The sequence below is a fragment of the Chryseobacterium sp. FW101-FHT12H09 genome (genome assembly GCF_058790395.1).
On record NZ_JBYTCP010000002.1, the window covers coordinates 978,110 to 997,935 of the forward strand.

The following is a 19,826-nucleotide window of genomic DNA, read 5'->3' on the forward strand; positions in this document are numbered from 1 at the left end:
TATTTTTATTTATTAATGTCAGTTTTTAACTATTTAGATAAAAAATCTAAAACAGAATAATCACCTAACGAAATTTCCCTTGCTACTCCGAAATACTGTGCCGAATTACCAATCATAGAATTTGATAGATTTCCGTGATTGATCTTTGTATTTTCCTGGATCAATGAATTTTCAATATTTGAATTTACAATGACTGTATTATTTCCAAGTGAGACTCCAGGTCCTACTTTAGAATTGGAAATTTTTACATTTTCACCGATAAAACAAGGTTGAATAATTAAAGAATTTTCAATTACTGCGGAAGCAGGGTAGTGAGACATTTCTTCTCTCTCGTATTCAAGAATTTTACTGTTGGTTTCTACAGTTGCATTTTTATTTCCACAGTCCATCCAGTCATTTACTTTACCAAGACTGAATTTACCTCCTTTTGCTCTTAAATTTTCTAGAGCCGTTGTCAATTGATATTCTCCACCATTTTTAATATCATTATCCATGATATAATTGATTTCACTCATCAATTTTTCAGCACTGTTAAAATAATAAATACCAATAATTGCTAAATCTGAAACAAAAGTTGTAGGTTTTTCAACAAAATCTGTGATAAAACCATAGTTATCTAATTTAACAACACCAAATGCTGAAGGATCTTCTACACTTTTCACCCAGATAACACCATCTGAATTTTTGTCCAATTGAAAATCTGCACGGAAAAGAGTATCTGCAAATGCAATAACGATATCTCCCTGCATTGAATCTTCTGCACACTTAATAGCATGGGCTGTCCCAAGAGGGTCGTTTTGATAATATATACTTCCTTTTGCGCCTAATTTTTCAGCAATCTGGATCAGGGATTTTTCAATTTCAGCACCAAAATCTCCGATAATAAAAGCTACCTCCTCGATGTCTTCACCGGCAACTTTAGCAATATCTTCTACCAATCTCTGTACGATAGGTTTTCCTGCAATAGGAATTAATGGTTTTGGAACGGTAAGTGTATGTGGACGTAATCTGGAACCACGTCCAGCCATTGGAACGATAATTTTCATAAATTATATTTGGATATTTTAGTTGTTTTTTATTTGATTTATGGTTTATAGGTAATAATAAAACCCAGTTAGATGCGTAATCGTATTATTTTTAAATATTCGTTTAATTTTTCAAATTCACTAGCATCAAAATAGAGACCAAAGTTTAGTCTTTTCTGATTCTTGATAATAACATATCTTTTTCGGTATACAATAAGATTCCCGTATAAGATAAAAATAAAAGGTTACCTACCCAGAAGTTATAATCGAAAAGATTGACTATCATGTAACTGAATACGGACAAAAGTAGAATAAAGAAAGAGATTTTCTTCATCCTATATGGAATTGGATAATATTTTTGACCTAAAAAATAAGATAGAACCATCATGGTAAAGTAAGCTGCTAAGGTTACCCAGGCAGAAACCATAAAACCATATTTAGGTAAAAGTAAAAGATTTAAAACAATGGTAATTATAGCACCTGTCCAGGAGATATAGGTACCTACTCTTGTTCTGTCGGTCACTTTATACCATGTTGAAAGATTATAATAAATTCCAAAAAATAAATTGGCAATTACAATAATCGGAATAATATTTATAGCAATCCAGTAAGAACTGTTTGGTACCAGCAAAAGCTTTATCCATGATACATTAGCAATGATTCCTAAAGCAACAACAGAAGCAAAGAAAGAAAAATATTCAGTTACCTTTGCGTAGGTGAGCTTAGCATTTTCATTTTGCATTTGTTTAAAGAAAAAAGGTTCAATACCCATTCTATATGCAGTTACAAAGAGAGTCATCAATACTGCCATTTTATAACAGCCACCATAAGCTCCGGCCGCTCCATCATCTATAATAAATTTTTGAATAAACTTGTCAAAGTTTTCATTCACCATAAATGCCAATCCCGCGATCATAATTGGCCACGAGTACTTAATCATTTGAATGAAAAGGTCCTTAGAAAACTGAAATTTAAGTTTCAGTATAATTGGAAAAACAAGAATAAACCCTAAAAAACTGGCTGCTAGATTACTGTAAAAAGGATAGGTTACTTTTTCTTTTAAACCAAATTTAAAACTAAGTTCTTCGGGAATATAAAGGAACAAAGCAATTACAAAAATGCTCTGGAAAATAGCTTGTATTACTCTTACTGCTGCATACTTAATAGGTTTATTATTAAATCTCAGCCAAGCTAAAGGTATAACAAGTAGGTTGTCAAAAAATGCGATCCAGGCAAACCATCGGATAAATTCCGGTGTTTTAGAGTATCCAAAGACATTCGCAATCGGTTGATTAAAAAGTAATACCAATATTAAAAAAACACTGGATAAAACGGTTAGAAACCAAAATGAAGTATTAAAAACTTTTTGTTCATCATTTTTATTGGATGAAAATCTAAAATAAGCTGTTTCAAAACCAAAAGAGAGAACAATATTAACAAAAGAAATTAATGCATAGAGATTGGTGAAGATCGCAAAATCGCTGACATCGATGTGTTTTATGAATAAATAATTAAGCAATACTACAATCACTCTCGGCATAATTGCCCCAATTCCATATATAATAGTTTCGTTAAGAAGTTTTTTCAAAATGCGAAATTTCTTGCAAATGTAAATATTTAGAAATTGATTTTTTATCAAGGATATTAAAATTCATTCATAAACCTTAATTTTGTAAGGAATCTAAAGTCTAAAGAAAAGTAAATGAGAACCCTTATCAAAAATGTAACAATCGTTAATGAAGGAAAGATCTTTGAAAGCGATATTTTAATTGAAAATGATTTAATTTCTAAAATACAGCCTAATCTTTCTGAAGATGCTGATCAGGTTATTGATGCTTCCGGAAAGTTTCTTTTACCAGGAGTGATTGATGATCAGGTGCATTTTCGTGAACCAGGATTAACACATAAAGGAGATATTGAAAGTGAATCCAGATCTGCTATTGCAGGAGGTATTACAAGTTTTATCGATCAGCCTAATACCGTTCCAAACGCTGTAACTCAGGAATTGTTAGCTGATAAGTATGAGATAGGTTCTAAAAAAGCATATGCGAATTATGGCTTTATGATGGGGGGAACTAATGATAATCTTGAGGAAGTTCTAAAAACCAATCCTAGAAATGTTCCGGGGATTAAATTGTTTTTAGGTTCTTCTACAGGAAATATGTTAGTAGATAACCCTGAAACTTTAGAGAATATATTCAGCAATACCAAAATGCTGATAGCCGTTCATTGTGAAGATGAAGCAACCATCAGAGCAAATACTCAAAAGTATCTTGATGAATATGGTGAAGATATTCCGGTAAAATTCCATCATTTAATAAGAAGCGAAGAAGCTTGCTATAAGTCTTCTTCCAAAGCGATCGAACTGGCACAAAAAACGGGAGCAAGGCTTCATGTTTTTCATCTTTCAACAGCCAAGGAAACAGCACTTTTCAGAAATGATATCCCTTTAAAAGATAAAAAAATAACAGCCGAAGTTTGTGTACATCACTTAACTTTTACCAATGAGGATTATGAAACCAGAGGCGGATTAATAAAGTGGAATCCTGCTGTAAAAACGCAGAAAGATAAAGATGGACTTTGGGAAGCTCTTTTGGATGACAGAATTGATGTGATTGCGACAGATCATGCTCCACATACCTGGGAAGAAAAACAGAATGTATATACAAAGTGTCCTTCAGGTGCCCCATTGGCTCAACATTCATTGACGGTAATGTTGGAGAATTTTAAGAATGGTAAAATTTCTTTAGAAAAGATTGTTGAGAAGATGTGTCATAATCCGGCTATCTTATTCAGAGTTGATAAAAGAGGTTTTGTTAGAGAAGGATATAAAGCAGATTTAGTGCTGGTTGATTTAAATGAAAACTGGACGGTAGCTAAAGAAAATATCTTGTACAAATGTGGATGGAGTCCATTGGAAGGCATGAATTTCCATTCTAAAGTGACTCATACTTTTGTAAATGGTCATTTGGTATATGATAACGGAAAAATTGCAGAAGAAAAATTCGGGGAGCGTTTGCTTTTTGAGGTTCAGGAATAAATTGAAGAGGCTGTCTTATTAGACAGCCTCTTTTATGTTTTTTGAGAATGATAAATATTAATTATTTCTTCGCTTTCGCGCTCATGTAAAAAGTCAATTTCCCTCCACTCGTAATATCAGAATGTTTCAATATGAAATTCTTTATTTCTTTACCATTTAAAACAATCTTTTCTACATATACATTCTTTGGACTTTGATTAACCGCTTCAATTTCAAAGGTTTTTCCGTTTTCTAAATTTAGTGTTGCATGTTCTATAGCCGGGCTTCCAATTGCATAATCTTCAGATCCTGGAGCAACAGGGTAGAATCCAAGAGAGCTTAATATATACCATGCACTCATCTGCCCGGCATCATCATTTCCTCCTAATCCATCTGGAGTAGCTTTATATTGCATTTCTAAAATATGACGGATCTGTGCCTGTGTTTTCCAAGGTTGTCCTGCCCAGTTATAAAGATAAGCGACATGATGAGCCGGCTCATTTCCATGAACATAGCCACCAATAATTCCTTCACGTGTAATATCCTCCGTATCTGCAAAAAATTCATCAGGTAAATGCATGCTAAATAATTCATCAAGTTTTGTTGAAAACTTTTTCTTGCCACCCATTAGAGTAATAAGCTCATCAGGATTTTGGGGAACGAAGAAGCTGTAGTTCCATGAGTTACCTTCAATAAATCCTTGCCCGTGAGTACTCAGTAAGTCAAAATCTTTTTTGAAACTTCCATCTGCTAAACGAGGTCGCATAAACCCGATGTTTTTATCTAAATTATTTTTCCAGTTTCCGGAACGCTTGATAAATTGATCGTAAATTTCTGTTTCACCTAAATGTTTTGCCAATTGAGCAATTGCCCAATCGTCATAAGCATATTCTAAAGTGTTTGAAACTGAAGTTCCACTTTTTTCAGCAGGAATATAGCCTAAATCTATATATTGTCCTATACCTTCATAATCTCTTTTGTTGGCTGTTTCAACGCAGGCTTTTAATGCAGCTTTAGGATCGCCGGTATAAACTCCTTTGATAATAGCGTCTGCCACTACACTCACACTGTGATAACCACTCATACACCAGTTTTCATTAGCATAATGAGACCAGATCGGCAGCGTTTTCATAGAGAATTGCTCATAATGAGCCATCATAGATTTTACGATATCATCATTTCGTTTGGGCTGAATAATATTAAATAAAGGATGTAAGGCTCGGTAGGTATCCCAAAGTGAAAATGTAGTATAGTTGGTAAATCCATTCGCTTTATGAACATTTTGATCCAAACCTTTGTATTCACCATTGGCATCCATATAAGTTGTAGGATTAATGAATGTATGATACATTGCCGTGTAGAAATTTGTTTTTTCGGTCTCGGAACCTTTAACGATAATTTTGTTTAACTCATTGTTCCAATTTTCCTGAGCTTTTACTTTTACCTGATCGAAAGATAAGTTGCCGGCCTCTTTTTCCAGATTGTCCATGGCATTGTTTTGACTGACAGGGGATAATGCTAATTTTACTTCAATAGATTCATTTTCATTCGTGTCGAAATCAAAATTCATTTTCAGATTTTTTCCGGCGATCTCAGGGAAATTTTTAGTCTGGTCAAATTTCCTCCAGAAACCTCCATAAACCTGTTTGCCATCATAGTTTTTTTGACCATATGATTTAAAAGGTTTGGAAAATTGGATGGCAAAATAAATGGTTCTTGTCCTCGCCCAACCACTGGTCTGTCTATATCCGGTAATGGTGTGGTCATTTTCTACTCGGACATAAGTCCAGACGTTTTTACCATCATAATTATAAATGCCGGCCATCAGGTCTAAAATAATGTGTGCCTGATCTGATTTTGGAAATGTATAGCGCTGAAGACCTACCCTTGTTGTTGCTGTAAGCTCAGTTAAAATATTGTGATCTTCAAGTTTTACTTTGTAATAACCAGCTTCCGCTTTTTCGTTCTGATGAGAGAATCTACTTCTGTAACCGCTTTCAGGATTGGAGGCCGTTCCAGGATTGAATTGTAATTTTCCTACTGTAGGCATCATCAATAAGTCTCCTAAATCTGAATGACCTGTTCCGCTAAAATGAGTAGAGCTGAAACCCACAATTGTTTTGTCTTCATAGCGATAACCTGCACAATATTTGTAAACTTCCCCATTATATTTTCCGTTGAGTTCATAGGAGATGGTATCTGTTTCAGGGCTTAACTGAACAGAGCCAAATGGAACTGTCGCTCCAGGATAGGTGTGCCCCATTTTTTCAGTTCCGATAAGTGGATTGACATATTGAATTAATTTTTCAAATTTTTGAGCTTTAAAACTGATGCTAAAAAATAGCAGGAATACAAAAAGATAAGTTCCTGATTTTATCATGGGTAGGTAAATTTTTAAAAAGATAAAATTAAATAAAAAACAAAGAGTAATTATCTACTGCCTTACTTTATATGAAATTCGTTAAGTATTTATTTTTTTTCAGAAAAACGGAAACCTATTCCATGTAGATTTTCAATCAAAATATTCTTCTCATCAATAAGTACTTTACGCAGTCTGGAAATAAATACATCGAGACTCCGTCCCATAAAATAATCATCGTCACCCCAGATCGCTTTAAGGATATCCTGCCTTTTTAGAACAACATTCTTGTGGCGGATAAAATATAATAGCAGTTCAGATTCTCTTTGTGTAAGCGTGATGCTGCTTTCCATATCCTGCAGGGTATAGTTCGTGGGGTCAAAATTATATTTTCCGACTTTATATTTTAGCTGAGAGGTATCTGTTTTCTTTGTGCGTTTCAGGAAAACTTCAATTTTTAGGATTAATTCCTCTATGCTGAATGGTTTTACCAAATAATCATCAGCACCAATTTTCAGCCCTTTGATCCGGTCTTCTTTTAAAGCTTTTGCAGAAATGAAAATTATGGGGATTTCAGAATTTTTACTGCGGATTTCCTGGGCTACTTCAAATCCATTCAGTTCTGGCATCATAATATCCAAAAGACAAATGTCAAAACTCTGGCTATTGAATGCATCAAGTGCAGATCTTCCATCAGGATAACAGTAGATTTCATAATAACTTTCCAGGCTATCCTCGATGAGGAAAGCTATAGTTTTGTCATCTTCTGCATATAAAATTTTAGATTTCTCCATATCTACACATTATTAAATTTAAAATGGGAAAAAGATCATTACTGTAATTCCTTTATCTGTATTATTCTCAACTGAAATTTTCCAGTTATGTTGCCGGACTACTTTTTTTACATAAAATAACCCTAATCCAAAACCATTGATCTCCTCTGTCTTTTTTGTATTCACCCTGTAAAACTTTTCAAAAATATCAGAAATATTTTTAGCAGGAATCCCCATTCCATTGTCTTTAAACTTTAAATATAAGCCTTTTGAGTCTTTAGATGCTGAAATTACAATTTGGGGTTTTCCTTCACAATACTTTATGGAGTTATCTAAAATGTTGTAAATGATATTTGTAAAATGAAATTCATCTGCTATTATGGAGAAGCTGCTTTCGATTTCTACATGAATGGTAACATTTTCATTCTTTTGCTGTATGGTACTGGTAATTTCCTGAACAAATGGAAGCAGTATTATTTTTATGGGCTTTAATGACAGTCCTGAAGAATCATTTTTAGCAATATTCAGTATTTTTTCAATATGGCTATTAAGCTTATAGCTTTGATTAATAATGATGGAAGTATAAGTTTGCAGTTTGGGGTTTTCCTGTACTATATTTTGCTTACTGAGAGATTCTGAAGCTAAAAGTATAGAAGATAATGGCGTTTTAAATTCGTGGGTCATATTATTGATAAAGTCACGTTGCAGTTCTGAGAACTTTTTTTGTTCAATAATAGTATATATGGAATATACATATACCAGGAGAATGATAATAAGAGCAAATGTAAGTACATACCAAAACCTTAATGAACTTATTAAATAAGTTGTTTTATCAGGAAAGCGTATGGAAAAATAATAGATCAGATTTTTATGCTTTGGAAAATTAATAACCTTATCACTGGGGCTCTCCTGATTTTTCGACATATATTTCCCATAAATCATTTTATCGCTATGGCAATTGTATAGGGCATATACATAATCGGTATTAATTTGAAAACGGGTGAATTCTGTTCTAAGGTAATGTTCCAGAACGACAGGGTGAAACTCATTATTGGTATTGACCACGTAATAGTCATTGGCAATATTCTGTACAGGGTTTTCTGTGAAAGAAGCCTTTCCACCAGACAATTTTTCCGCTACCTCTAATAAAGCGATATTTACTTTTTGGTTAAATTTTTTATCTTCAAGATTATATGCCTGTCGGGTCCATAGCAGCTGAGCTATTAAAATTCCGATAATAGCAATGAATCCTAACGTTATAATGATATTAAGTTTTTTTATTTTCATTTCTGAAACAATATTATCCAAAAATATCTATTAATCTTTTATCATTAACAACTCGTTAACAAATGTTTGACAGCGGTTAACAAGTTGTAGTGCTAATCCGCTTTACATTTGCTATACAAAAAGATAATAACCGGTTCCTTAAATCTTTATAACAAATAAAATTTATACTCATGAAAAAATTAAAAATCTCAGCACTTTTGGCTGTTTTGGCATTCTCACCGTTTTATGCAAATGTATTTACTGCTGAAAGTACTTCAATAGTAAGAATGATTGCAGATGCAATTAAATGGAAATCAGAATCTATAGATGTAGGAAATATTCCGCAAGGAAAACCAAAGATTATCAGATTTGAATTTACCAATACATCTTCAAAGCCAATAGTTATTGAAAATGTAGCGCCGTCATGTGGTTGTACAACAGCAGATTATACTAAAACTCCAATTCTTCCAGGAAAAAAAGGATTTGTAGAAGCCAGTTTTAATGCAGCTGCTGCAGGCCCTTTCATGAAAACGGTGAATGTTACAACAAGCGAAAGCAAAACTCCTAAAACACTTTCATTTAAAGGAGTAGTGATTTCATAATACATTTTACGATAAGATAATCATAGAACAACCTTGCCATTTATGACAAGGTTGTTTTTTTGCCTTGTCTTGTAAGCTATTGTCATTTTTCTTCTATGACTTTTAAACATAGCAGAGAATAACTATTTATAACATTATTATTTATCCCATTATTTTAAATGGCATGAATTCAATATTTAGTATTTTTAGGAAAAAATAAAATTTATATGAATTTATATACACAACCAATGTTGCGTGAAGGCGCATTAAAAGATAAAGTAGCTATTGTAACAGGAGGCGGAAGTGGTCTTGGAAAAGCTATGACCAAATATTTTCTAGAGCTTGGAGCTAAAGTTGTTATTACTTCAAGAAATCTTGAAAAGCTACAGGGGACAGCAAAAGAACTGGAAGATGAAACAGGAGGTAAAGTTCTTTGTGTTGCGTGCGATGTAAGAAACTGGGATGAAGTGGAAGCGATGAAAGAAGCGACTCTGAAGGAATTTGGAAGAATTGATATTTTATTGAACAATGCTGCAGGGAATTTTATTTCACCAACAGAGAGATTAACGCATTCTGCTTTTGATTCTATTTTAGATATTGTTTTGAAGGGAACAAAAAATTGCACACTTTCTATAGGGAAGCATTGGATAGATTCTAAAACTCCAGGAACAGTTTTAAATATTGTAACGACGTATTCCTGGACAGGTTCAGCTTATGTTGTTCCTTCAGCCTGTGCCAAAGCAGGAGTTTTGGCTATGACCAGATCTTTAGCGGTAGAATGGGCAAAATATGGAATCAGATTTAATGCTATTGCTCCAGGACCATTTCCTACAAAAGGAGCTTGGGATAGATTACTTCCCGGAGATCTACAGGAGAAATTTGATATGAAAAAGAAAGTGCCGTTAAGGAGAGTTGGGGAACATCAGGAGTTGGCTAATTTAGCTGCTTATCTGGTTTCAGATTATTCTGCTTATATGAATGGAGAAGTAGTAACCATCGATGGTGGTGAATGGCTTCAAGGTGCTGGAGAATTCAATATGTTGGAAGATGTTCCGCAAGAAATGTGGGATGCTTTAGAAGCTATGATCAAATCCAAAAAATCAAATTAGTTAAATATTCCCGAATCTGTAACAAGTTCGGGATTTTTTTTACTTATCTAACAAGATCTTAAATTTTTTTTAAATGAATTGTAAACTCCCAACCCTTGTTTCCGCTATTGCAGTCTTTCTGTTTTCAGGATCTGCTTTTGCTCAGGAAACTCCGAAATATGATTATGTAGAAGCATTCAAACCTTTCTTCTATCCTCAGACGGGGACGGAAACCCGTTCTGCAAGCGGGCAGCCAGGTCATGCTTATTGGCAGAATTCAGCTGACTACAATCTAAATGTTAGCCTGAACGATACTAAAAATGAAATTACAGGTACCGCTGAAATTAAATATACCAATAACAGCCCGGATCAACTGAGCTTTCTTTGGTTACAGCTGGATCAGAATTTATTTGAGAAAGACTCACGTGGTAATGGTGTAGTACCTATGACAGGAAGCCGAAATGGTGCTCATGGAGAAAAACTGGAAGGTGGTTATAAAATTAAATCTGTGAAACTTGACGGTAAGGATGTAAAATATACGATTACCGATACGAGAATGCAGATTGATCTGCCTAAGGATCTTAAATCAAAAGGTGGAGTCGCAAAAATTACAATAGAGTATTCTTTTGTATCTCCAGAATATGGGTCTGATAGAATGGGAGTACAGGAAACTAAAAATGGTAAAGTTTTCACCATGGCACAGTGGTATCCAAGAATGTGTGTTTACGATGATGTGCTGGGTTGGAATACAATGCCTTATCTTGGTGCATCAGAATTCTATTTAGAATATGGAAATATCACAGCAAACATTACGGTTCCAGCTAATCAGTATGTAGTAGCTTCTGGAGAACTTCTCAATTATAAAGAAGTATATAGCAAGGAAGAAAATAACCGATGGGAGCAGGCAAGAAACAGTGATAAAACTATAATGATCCGTCCAGAATCAGAAATTGGTAAAAATCAATCCTCAGGAACTAAAACCTGGAAATTTAAAATAGATCAGGCAAGGGATTTTGCCTGGGCATCTTCATCGGCATTTGTATTGGATGCAGCAAAAATTAACCTGCCAAGTGGTAAAAAATCTTTAGCTATTTCTGCTTATCCCGCAGAAAGTGGTGGTGAGAAGGCCTGGGGGAGATCTACAGAATATACCAAGGCAGCAATAGAACATTATTCTCAGAAATGGTATGAATATACTTATCCGGCAGCCACAAACGTTGCTGGAAATGAAGGTGGAATGGAATATCCGGGTATTGTATTCTGTCATATGGATTCTAAAGGTGATGACCTTTGGGGAGTTACCGATCATGAATTCGGACACAACTGGTTTCCAATGATTGTAGGTTCTAATGAGAGGTTATTTGCATGGATGGATGAAGGTTTTAATACATTTATCAATGAATTATCTACAGAAGCTTTCAATAAAGGTGAATATTATAAAAAACAGAATATCGCTCAAACCGGAAGTTTTCTGATGAGTGATAATTTTGAGCCGATAATGGTTGGTGCCGATAATATGAAAGAAAGAAACATTGGCGTTCTTGCTTATTTTAAACCAGGTATGGGATTAGGGATTTTAAGAGAATCAGTTCTTGGTCCTGAAAAATTTGATAAGGCCTTTAGAACATATATTGCACGATGGGCTTTTAAACACCCAACACCATGGGATTTCTTTCATACAATGGAAAATGTTTCCGGTGAAGAACTGAACTGGTTCTGGAGGGGTTGGTTCTTTAATAAATGGAAAATTGATCAATCCGTTAAGAACGTGAAATACATCAATGGCGATTTTAAAAATGGAGCTCAGATTACGGTTGAGAATCTTGGTCAATTACCGATGCCAACTACAGTACAGATCAAGTTTAAAGATGGAACCACACAGATTGTAAAACTTCCTATTGAACTTTGGAAACGTAATAACGAATGGACTTTTAAAGTAGATACTGCTAAAGAGATCAATGAAGTGAAATTGGATCCGAACTCTCAGATCCCAGATATTAATCCGAAAAATAATAGCTGGCCTACAGAAGAAGTAAAACCTGCTGAAAAAATTAACCTGAAAGAATTTACGGGAATATTTAGTAGTAAAGAAGTTCCAATAAAAATAACATTTACTGAAAAAAACGGACAGCTTTTTGGGCAAGGAACAGGACAACCTGAGTTTCCGCTTGAATATGCTGGTAACAGTAAATTTACTTTTGATCAGGCTGGACTCGCTATCATTTTTAGTAAAGATAAAAAGTCGATTACTTTTACGCAGGGCTCAAAAGAATTCAAATTCACAAGAGAATAGTTTTCTTTAAAACATCTAAAAGAACAAATATTTAACAATATAATCATGTTTTTAAAGCTTCTCTATCATAGAGAAGCTTTATTTTTGTTATCTTATTATTTAAAATAATTATGATTATGAATTTTAAGTTTTCAATCCTTTTTTTAATGTTTTTTGCCACTGGATTTTCACAGGATCTTAAAGTAATGAGTTTTAATATCAGGCTTCAGGTAGATTCTGATAAAGAAAATGCATGGACAGAAAGAAAACCGGAGGTACTGGACTTACTAATGTATTATCACCCGGATTATTTTGGGGTTCAGGAGGCACTTCCGGAGCAGATGAAAGATCTTAAAAGTGGATTGAAGAACTATGATTATGTAGGAGTAGGAAGAGATGATGGTAAAGAAGATGGTGAGTTTTCGGCTATTTTTTATGATAAAGAAAGATTGCAGGTATTACAGTCAGGCACTTTCTGGCTTTCGGAAACTCCTGAAAAACCTTCCAAAGGTTGGGATGCTGCCTGCAACAGGGTTTGTACTTATGCTGTTTTCAAGGATAAGAAATCTAAAAAAGAATTTTTAGCAATGAATCTTCATTTTGATCATATCGGAAATGTAGCAAGAACGAAATCCGCAGAATTAATTTTAAAAAAGATAAAAGGGTTAAATCCTAAAAATTTACCATTAACGTTAAGTGGAGACTTTAATTTAACGGATACCAGTGAACCAATTAAAATCATTTCTCAAAATCTTAAAGATAGTTTTTATAATTCCGAAACTAAACATTATGGTCCGGTAGGAACTTTCACGGCATTCAATGTCAATGAAATCCCTAAAGACAGGATTGATTATATTTTTGTAAAAGGAATGAAAGTAAGATCCCATAGGCATATTAATGATAGAAGGACGAACTTATTATACCCTTCAGATCATTTTCCTGTTATTGTAGATCTATCATTATAAAATATTATTTCTTCGGGAAATCAATTTCGAATCCAATTCCTCTCAGGGATTGGATTTTTATTTGTGGGTCATCACTGAAATATTTTCTAAGTCTGCTTATAAAAACATCCAGACTTCTTCCCGAAAAATAATCATTAGCTTCCCAAAGGTTGTCAAGAATGTCATCACGCTTTATGGTTTGATGGTTGTATTTCAAAAGATAAAGTATGAGATCTTTTTCACGGATCGTTAGTCGAACATTTCCCTTAGGATGTGATAACAGAAGTTTTTCAGAATCGAGAATGTAATCACCGATTTTTAATTGTGTTTCTACAGATGGAAGGGTACTTCTTTTTAAAATATTCCTTATTCTAAGGATCAGTTCCTCAGGATCACAAGGCTTAGCGATATAATCATCAGCACCCATTTTTAAACCGGTAAGCCTGTCTATTTTTTGATTTTTTGCGGTTAGAAAAAGTAATGGAAAACGAGGTTTCTCTTTTAGGATTATTTTAGCTAAAGAAAATCCATCGATATTTGGCATCATAATATCTAAAATTCCAATTTGGAAAGAGAAGTCCGAATCTAATAAAGGTATTATATCTTCAGGATTTTGAAACCAGGTTACATCAAATTCATCCAGCTCCAGATATTGTTTCAAAATCATTCCAAAGTCAGGATCATCTTCTACCAAAAGAATTTTAGTTTTCATAAGGCATTTGTATTTTAAACGTTGTTCCTTCTTTTAGCTTACTTGCAACTTCTATCTTTCCATTATATTTTTTGATGATTTTTTGAATAAAATATAAGCCTAAACCCAAACCTTTTGTATTGTGTATGTTATTGGATTGTATTCTATAGAATTTTTCAAAAATGCTTTTCAATTCTTTTTTTTCCATTCCCTGTCCATTATCCGAAACTTCAATTTCTAAATGATGCAATGGTTGGGTAATCTTAACTTTTACAATAGATGCACCATATTTCACGGAATTTTCGCAAAGATTTTTCACCATAGTTTCCATCAGGTTTTTATCAAATGGAAGTTCTTGTGATATTTCATTTTTTAAATCAAACTGGATTTCTGAATACGTAAAGATTAGATCTTCAATAAAGAAGTCCCAGTCTTCGGGTTTTGTTGTAGATATTTCTTCTTCTGTTTCATCTTCATGAAGCTGAGACATCAGGTTTTCAAGACGGGTGATCTGTCTGTCTATAAGTGGTAGTGTCTCTGGATTTAAATTCTTTTTTAAAGCTTTTGAAGCTATTTTAAGTGTAGCAATGGGGGTTTTAAACTCATGCGAGATGTTGTCAACAACTGTATGTAAAATTTCAACCTGTCTTTGTTGTCGGATGAGATTCTTAACGGTGAAAATATACAGTATTAGAACACTGGATAGTATTGCAATACAACATAAAATAAGTAAAGCCAGGTCTTTAAAAACGATATTTTTAATATTTAGAATTTGATAACTGGTTTGGCTTTTTAAAAAGAAGGTGTTATTTCTTTCAATTTTTGGAAGATCATCAGAAACTGACTTTGAAGAGGTTTCCCATGTCCCGGTATTGGTGGATCCAGGTTCTGTAACCTTATTTTCAGTTTCGTAAACAATGATAGGTTGATCTATGAGATTGGTTTTTGTAGGGACAAAAGTGATGGATTTATACTCGATTTTCACGGCGATTATATATCCTTCTTTTTTGAATTCGTTATCTACATACTGGCTGAATTGTTTCTCAACATTCTTTCTGTTAGTAGTGAAAAAGTCTAAGAATTCTTTTTTACTGATTTCTTTATTGTTGTATTTTATAAAGATCTGTTGCAGTGATTGATTAGGTATCTTTTTTACCCCACCCTTGTCCTCTAGTCTGTCCGTATATGGAGTAAGTCTTTTATGTATAGTTCTATAGATTTCACGCTCTCTTAATTGATATGTTTTATAGGTAAAATAAGCTTGAATTCCTAAGAGAAACAAGAATAGTACTGTAAAAAGAGCGATAAGATTTTTACTTTTGGAAATCATTTGAACAAATATAAAAATTTCCTTTTTTCCTAATAGACATTAACTCATCATTAACCTTCTATTAACCGAAATTTCCTCTGATAATATACACTTTTGTAACGGAAGATCTTTCTTCTGTTAAAATAAAAGTCATGTATAAGTTTCTATTTTTTTTATGTCTCCCAATATTTCTGTTTTCTCAGAAACAAAAAATTGAAGGAACGGTATTAAATGCTGAAGGAGAAAAGCTTCCATTGGTGTCCATTGAAATTGTAAATTCAAAAAATGAATTGCTCAAAAAACTAATTACTAATGAAAATGGAGAATTTGTAATACAGGATATTTCTGAAAAATCTGTAAAATTAATCGTTAAGGATCTGGAGTATGTCCAGTTTGAGAAAAACCTGGATTTGGAAATTCAAAATCAACCGATAAATATTGTTTTAAAAAAAGAGATTCAAGATATTCAGGAGGTGGTGATGACGAAACAAAAACCATTGGTTAAAAGAAAGATTGACCGTCTTGAATTTAATGTGGAAAATAGCAATATTTCCTCTCTTAATGCATGGGAAATTTTAAAGAAAACCCCTGGTGTTACAGCTAATAATGATGTTTTGGCTATTAAGGGAAGTCAAAGTATTCTGGTGACCATCAATGATAAAAAAGTTATGCTTACAGGGGATGAGCTCAAGAATCTTTTAGAAAGTACACAAGGAGATGAGTTGAAAACTGTAGAAGTAATTACCAACCCACCTGCGAAATATGAAGCATCGGGAAGTGCTGTTCTCAATATTGTTATGAAAAAGAATAAAATAGAGGGCTATCGTGGTACACTTTCTTCCAAGTATGTACAAACTCAATACGCAAAAGGCTTGGTAGGAATTTCTCAATATTATAAGAAAGATAAGCTTTCAATGATGGGGAGTTATTATTTTGGTTCAGGAACTTATTATCGTGAAGGAACAGATTATGTAAACTACGTAGAAAGTGCTACCAGATGGATCAGTATAATGAACAGAAAAGACAAAAATAAGAGTCAGAATACATTGAATTTTAATGTTGAATACGAATTGGATAGTCTCACTAATTTAAGTCTCAACTACTCTGGGAATTTTAATCCAAGATCTTTCGGAACTTATCATGTACCTACTTTAATTTATAATAATCAAAATGTGGTTGAATCTAGTTATATCACAATCAATGATCATAATTCTCGTTCCATCAATAATTCCTTAAGCTTTCAGGTGGAAAGAAAATTAAACAAAAAAAGCAGCTTGGCGTGGATCAATTATTTTGCAGGAAATAATACCCGTAAATATCAAAATGTTCTTACTCATCTTGATTTTATTAATCAGCCTCCGGGAGAAAATAATTTTTTAACGAATAATAGAAATAATGTTCAGTTGTATTCTACCCAGGCAGATTATCAATGGAAAAATGAGAAGTGGGAGTGGGAATCAGGTGCAAAATATAGCTTTGTAAAAACAGATAGTCAATTGGATTTTTCTGATAACGAAAATGGGCAGGTGGAATACAGACCTGAAAAAAGTAATGTTTTTGATTATAAGGAACATAATTTTGCACTTTATGGTTCATTGGCTTACAATCCCGGGAAGTGGAACTTTAAAGCCGGTTTACGTGCTGAAAAAACAGATCTTGAGGGTATTGTCTCGGAGCCTTACGAAGTGAATACAAATAATTATTGGAGAGTATTTCCTACTTTGTATGCCCAATACACAACAGAGAATAATCACCAATTTGGATTATCTTATGGAAAGAGGATCAGCAGGCCTTCCTACTCATGGCTAAATCCTGCAAAGTCCTATTATAACTTGTTTTCATATTTCCAGGGTGATCCAAAATTGAAAGCAACAATTATTCATAATCTTAATTTAACTTATACCTGGAAGGAATGGAATTTTGATTTTTATTACCGAAAAGAGGTTTCTCCATCAATGGAGATTTCATATCAGGAACCCAGCAATAATAATCTGATCTATCATTACACAAATATTGAAAAAGGAGAAGCATACGGGTTGAGTTTATACAAAAGTTTCCAGCTTAAGCCGTGGTGGAGTTTAAGTGTATCTGAAAATCTTGAAAATAATCAAAATTATTTTATTGGTGTTGATAATATTTTATATAAAAATAAAGTCTGGAACTGGGTTTCGGATGTTTCCACAAGCTTCACATTAGATAAAAACAGCGACTGGAAAATAGAAGTTGGACATCAGTATAATTCTCCTTCTATACAGGGAACGTTTAGGATTTCAAGTTCTTCAACCACCTATTTGGTGATGAATAAGAAATTCTTCAGCAAAAAGCTGGAAGCAAGTCTTTTATTTAACGATATTTTTAGGACTTCCGGAGAGAAGGTAAGTACAAAATACGCTAATCAGGATAATTATTATTTGGATTATCGTGATGTTCAGAGTTTTTCGGTTACCCTAAAATTTAACTTTGGAAATCAGTCTGTTAAGAATACAAAGAACATAAAAAAGGCAGATGAACAAGGTCGGATGTAAATAAAATATGTTAAAACTTGCTTTTATCAGACTTAAAAAGATGATAAATTATAATTCTGTGTTACATTTTACCTAATTTTGACACTTATTTTTAAAAATAAGATATGAAGAGACTGCTTTTTGGATGGTTAATGGTTGCTTCGGTGCACCATTTTTCAGGTCAGGAATTATACATGCCAAGAAATATAAAAAAAGCATATGAAAATGGAACACGCGACATTTCAGGGGCTCCAGGAAAAAACTACTGGCAGAATAAAGGAATATATAATGTTGAGGTAAAAGTAGATGCTAATACAAAAGTAGTTTCTGGAAAAGAAACCATTACTTATACTAATAATAGCCCAAATGATTTACAGTCACTGGCGATAAGATTTGTAAATAATCTTCATAAACCGCAAGCTCCAAGATCTGGCTTTGTATCAAAGGACTTCTTATCTTCAGGTTTACATATTAAATCTTTCATGGTAAATGGAGAAAAATACAATGTAAATAGTGACGATTGGGGGACTGTCGAAAGTGTCAAGCTACAAACTGTTTTAAAATCGAAATCAAAATCTGAAATCAAAATAGAATGGGAATATCCTTTATCTGTACAAAGTGGAAGAGAAGGGCAAATTGATCCTGAGACTTTTTATGTAGCTTATTCTTTCCCTAGGATTTCTGTATATGATGATTATAATGGTTGGGATGTGCTTCCACATTCAGACAGGCAAGAGTTTTATAATGATTTTAATGATTATAACTTTGCGATTACTGCTCCTAAAAATTATGTAGTTTGGGCAACCGGAGATTTTCTGAATCCTGATTCAGTGCTGCAGCCAAATTATTTGAAGAGATACAGATCTTCATTAAAAAGTGACCAGGTAGTTCATATTGCCAATCAGGAAGAAATGAAATCAGGAAAGGTAACCAAGCAAAATAAATGGAATATCTGGAAATTCAAAGCCAGCAACATTACTGATTTTTGTTTTGCTTTAAGCAATCATTACGTTTGGGATGGAGCAAGTGTTCAGCTAAAAACAAAAAGAGTCAGTGTGCAGGCTGCTTATAGAGCTGAAGCAAAAGATTTTGAGCATTATGTAGATTGGATGCGCTATAATCTGGATTGGTTTTCAAAAAATTGGCCTGGTGTAGAATATCCATACCCTGTAATGACTGCCATCCAAGGGTATGCTGATATGGAATATCCAATGATGATCAATGATAGCAGTATTCCTGATGATTTTCAGGATGCAAGATTAACGGCCGATCACGAAATTGCTCACACTTATTTTCCTTTTTATATGGGAATTAATGAAACCCGTTATGCTTTTATGGATGAAGGTTGGGCGACAACATTAGAATATTTAATAGGGATTGATGAAAATGGAGAAGCAAAAGCAAAAGAATTTTATAAAAATTTCAGAGTAAAAAAATGGATCAACGATCCATCTACAGAACAGGATCAGCCTGTTATAACCATGAGTACCCAGGTAAGTGGTTCAGGATATGGAAACAATTCGTATGTTAAAGCTTCTTTATCATATTTGGCCCTGAAAGATTATTTAGGAGATGATTTGTTTAAGAAAGCTCTACATCACTATATGGATAATTGGAATGGAAAACATCCGATCCCATGGGATTATTTTAATTCTATGAACACAGGATCTGGAAAAGATCTGAACTGGTTTTGGAATAACTGGTTCTACAGCAACAATTATATAGATCTGAAAATTACAAAGGCAGCTCAGGAGAACGATCTACTTACTGTAAATATAGATAATATTGGTGGGTTTGCTATTCCATTTGATGCGGTAATAAAGTATGATGATGGTGGTGTTGAAAATCTACATTTTACCCCTTCTCTATGGGAGAAAAATCAGAAACAAACTGCTTTAACGATTCCAATCAAAAAGAAAGTGAAGGAAGTAAGCCTGGACGGAGGTCTCTTTATGGACTATACTCCGGAAAATAATTCTAAAAATTTATAATTAA

The 19,826-nt window shown here is 33.5% G+C and carries 14 protein-coding genes; 7 read left to right on the plus strand and 7 right to left on the minus strand.

The window, feature by feature from the left end; translation table 11 throughout:
• Nucleotides 1–29 precede the first annotated feature (29 nt).
• Together AC3WRL_RS10250 and AC3WRL_RS10255 are read right to left on the minus strand one after the other, a co-directional pair.
• Nucleotides 30–1,046, minus strand: coding sequence for a sugar phosphate nucleotidyltransferase (locus AC3WRL_RS10250; protein WP_214831228.1), 1,017 nt, complete (start codon nt 1,044–1,046; stop codon nt 30–32).
• A 145-nt stretch (nt 1,047–1,191) separates the two neighbouring features.
• Nucleotides 1,192–2,613 (minus strand): lipopolysaccharide biosynthesis protein, encoded by a 1,422-nt coding sequence (locus AC3WRL_RS10255; protein ID WP_492330211.1) that lies wholly within the window; start codon nt 2,611–2,613, stop codon nt 1,192–1,194.
• Between the two features lie 114 nt (nt 2,614–2,727).
• Here AC3WRL_RS10255 and AC3WRL_RS10260 point away from each other — a divergent pair, with 114 nt between their 5' ends.
• Nucleotides 2,728–4,065 carry a dihydroorotase gene (locus AC3WRL_RS10260; RefSeq protein WP_492330212.1) on the plus strand — a complete coding sequence of 446 codons (1,338 nt, stop codon included), beginning with the start codon at nt 2,728–2,730 and terminating at the stop codon, nt 4,063–4,065.
• A 61-nt stretch (nt 4,066–4,126) separates the two neighbouring features.
• On the opposite strand, the gene AC3WRL_RS10265 is transcribed toward AC3WRL_RS10260, so the two are convergent.
• From AC3WRL_RS10265 to AC3WRL_RS10275, 3 genes are all read right to left on the minus strand, one after another.
• A complete protein-coding gene (locus AC3WRL_RS10265) occupies nt 4,127–6,424 on the minus strand; it encodes a GH92 family glycosyl hydrolase (RefSeq protein ID WP_492330213.1) in 2,298 nt (765 codons plus the stop codon).
• Between the two features lie 89 nt (nt 6,425–6,513).
• On the minus strand, nt 6,514–7,197 hold the full coding sequence (locus AC3WRL_RS10270) for a response regulator transcription factor (RefSeq protein ID WP_492330214.1): 684 nt from the start codon (nt 7,195–7,197) through the stop codon (nt 6,514–6,516).
• Between the two features lie 18 nt (nt 7,198–7,215).
• Nucleotides 7,216–8,463, minus strand: a complete 1,248-nt coding sequence (locus AC3WRL_RS10275) for a sensor histidine kinase (protein WP_492330215.1) — start codon at nt 8,461–8,463, stop codon at nt 7,216–7,218.
• 170 nt (nt 8,464–8,633) lie between these two features.
• Here AC3WRL_RS10275 and AC3WRL_RS10280 point away from each other — a divergent pair, with 170 nt between their 5' ends.
• The 4 genes from AC3WRL_RS10280 (at nt 8,634) to AC3WRL_RS10295 (ending at nt 13,348) form a co-directional block, all read left to right on the plus strand.
• Complete coding sequence (locus tag AC3WRL_RS10280; protein ID WP_492330216.1) at nt 8,634–9,044, plus strand: DUF1573 domain-containing protein; 411 nt, start codon at nt 8,634–8,636, stop codon at nt 9,042–9,044.
• A gap of 206 nt (nt 9,045–9,250) precedes the next feature.
• Nucleotides 9,251–10,132, plus strand: coding sequence for an SDR family oxidoreductase (locus AC3WRL_RS10285; RefSeq protein ID WP_214831235.1), 882 nt, complete (start codon nt 9,251–9,253; stop codon nt 10,130–10,132).
• Between the two features lie 73 nt (nt 10,133–10,205).
• Nucleotides 10,206–12,404, plus strand: coding sequence for a M1 family metallopeptidase (locus AC3WRL_RS10290; protein WP_492330217.1), 2,199 nt, complete (start codon nt 10,206–10,208; stop codon nt 12,402–12,404).
• 116 nt (nt 12,405–12,520) lie between these two features.
• Nucleotides 12,521–13,348, plus strand: a complete 828-nt coding sequence (locus tag AC3WRL_RS10295; RefSeq protein WP_492330218.1) for an endonuclease/exonuclease/phosphatase family protein — start codon at nt 12,521–12,523, stop codon at nt 13,346–13,348.
• A 4-nt stretch (nt 13,349–13,352) separates the two neighbouring features.
• Here the strand turns inward: AC3WRL_RS10295 and AC3WRL_RS10300 are convergent, their stop codons facing one another.
• Complete coding sequence (locus tag AC3WRL_RS10300; protein ID WP_214831238.1) at nt 13,353–14,039, minus strand: response regulator transcription factor; 687 nt, start codon at nt 14,037–14,039, stop codon at nt 13,353–13,355.
• Nucleotides 14,029–15,348: a sensor histidine kinase gene (locus AC3WRL_RS10305; protein WP_261510995.1), complete on the minus strand. Its 1,320-nt coding sequence runs from the start codon at nt 15,346–15,348 to the stop codon at nt 14,029–14,031. Before AC3WRL_RS10305 ends, AC3WRL_RS10300 begins: the two co-directional genes overlap by 11 nt.
• Nucleotides 15,349–15,479: 131 nt before the next feature.
• On the opposite strand from AC3WRL_RS10305, the gene AC3WRL_RS10310 reads away from it, so the two are divergent.
• Both AC3WRL_RS10310 and AC3WRL_RS10315 read left to right on the plus strand, forming a co-directional pair.
• Nucleotides 15,480–17,852, plus strand: coding sequence for an outer membrane beta-barrel protein (locus tag AC3WRL_RS10310; RefSeq protein ID WP_492330219.1), 2,373 nt, complete (start codon nt 15,480–15,482; stop codon nt 17,850–17,852).
• 104 nt (nt 17,853–17,956) lie between these two features.
• Nucleotides 17,957–19,822 carry a M1 family metallopeptidase gene (locus tag AC3WRL_RS10315; RefSeq protein WP_492330220.1) on the plus strand — a complete coding sequence of 622 codons (1,866 nt, stop codon included), beginning with the start codon at nt 17,957–17,959 and terminating at the stop codon, nt 19,820–19,822.
• Nucleotides 19,823–19,826: the final 4 nt, after the last annotated feature.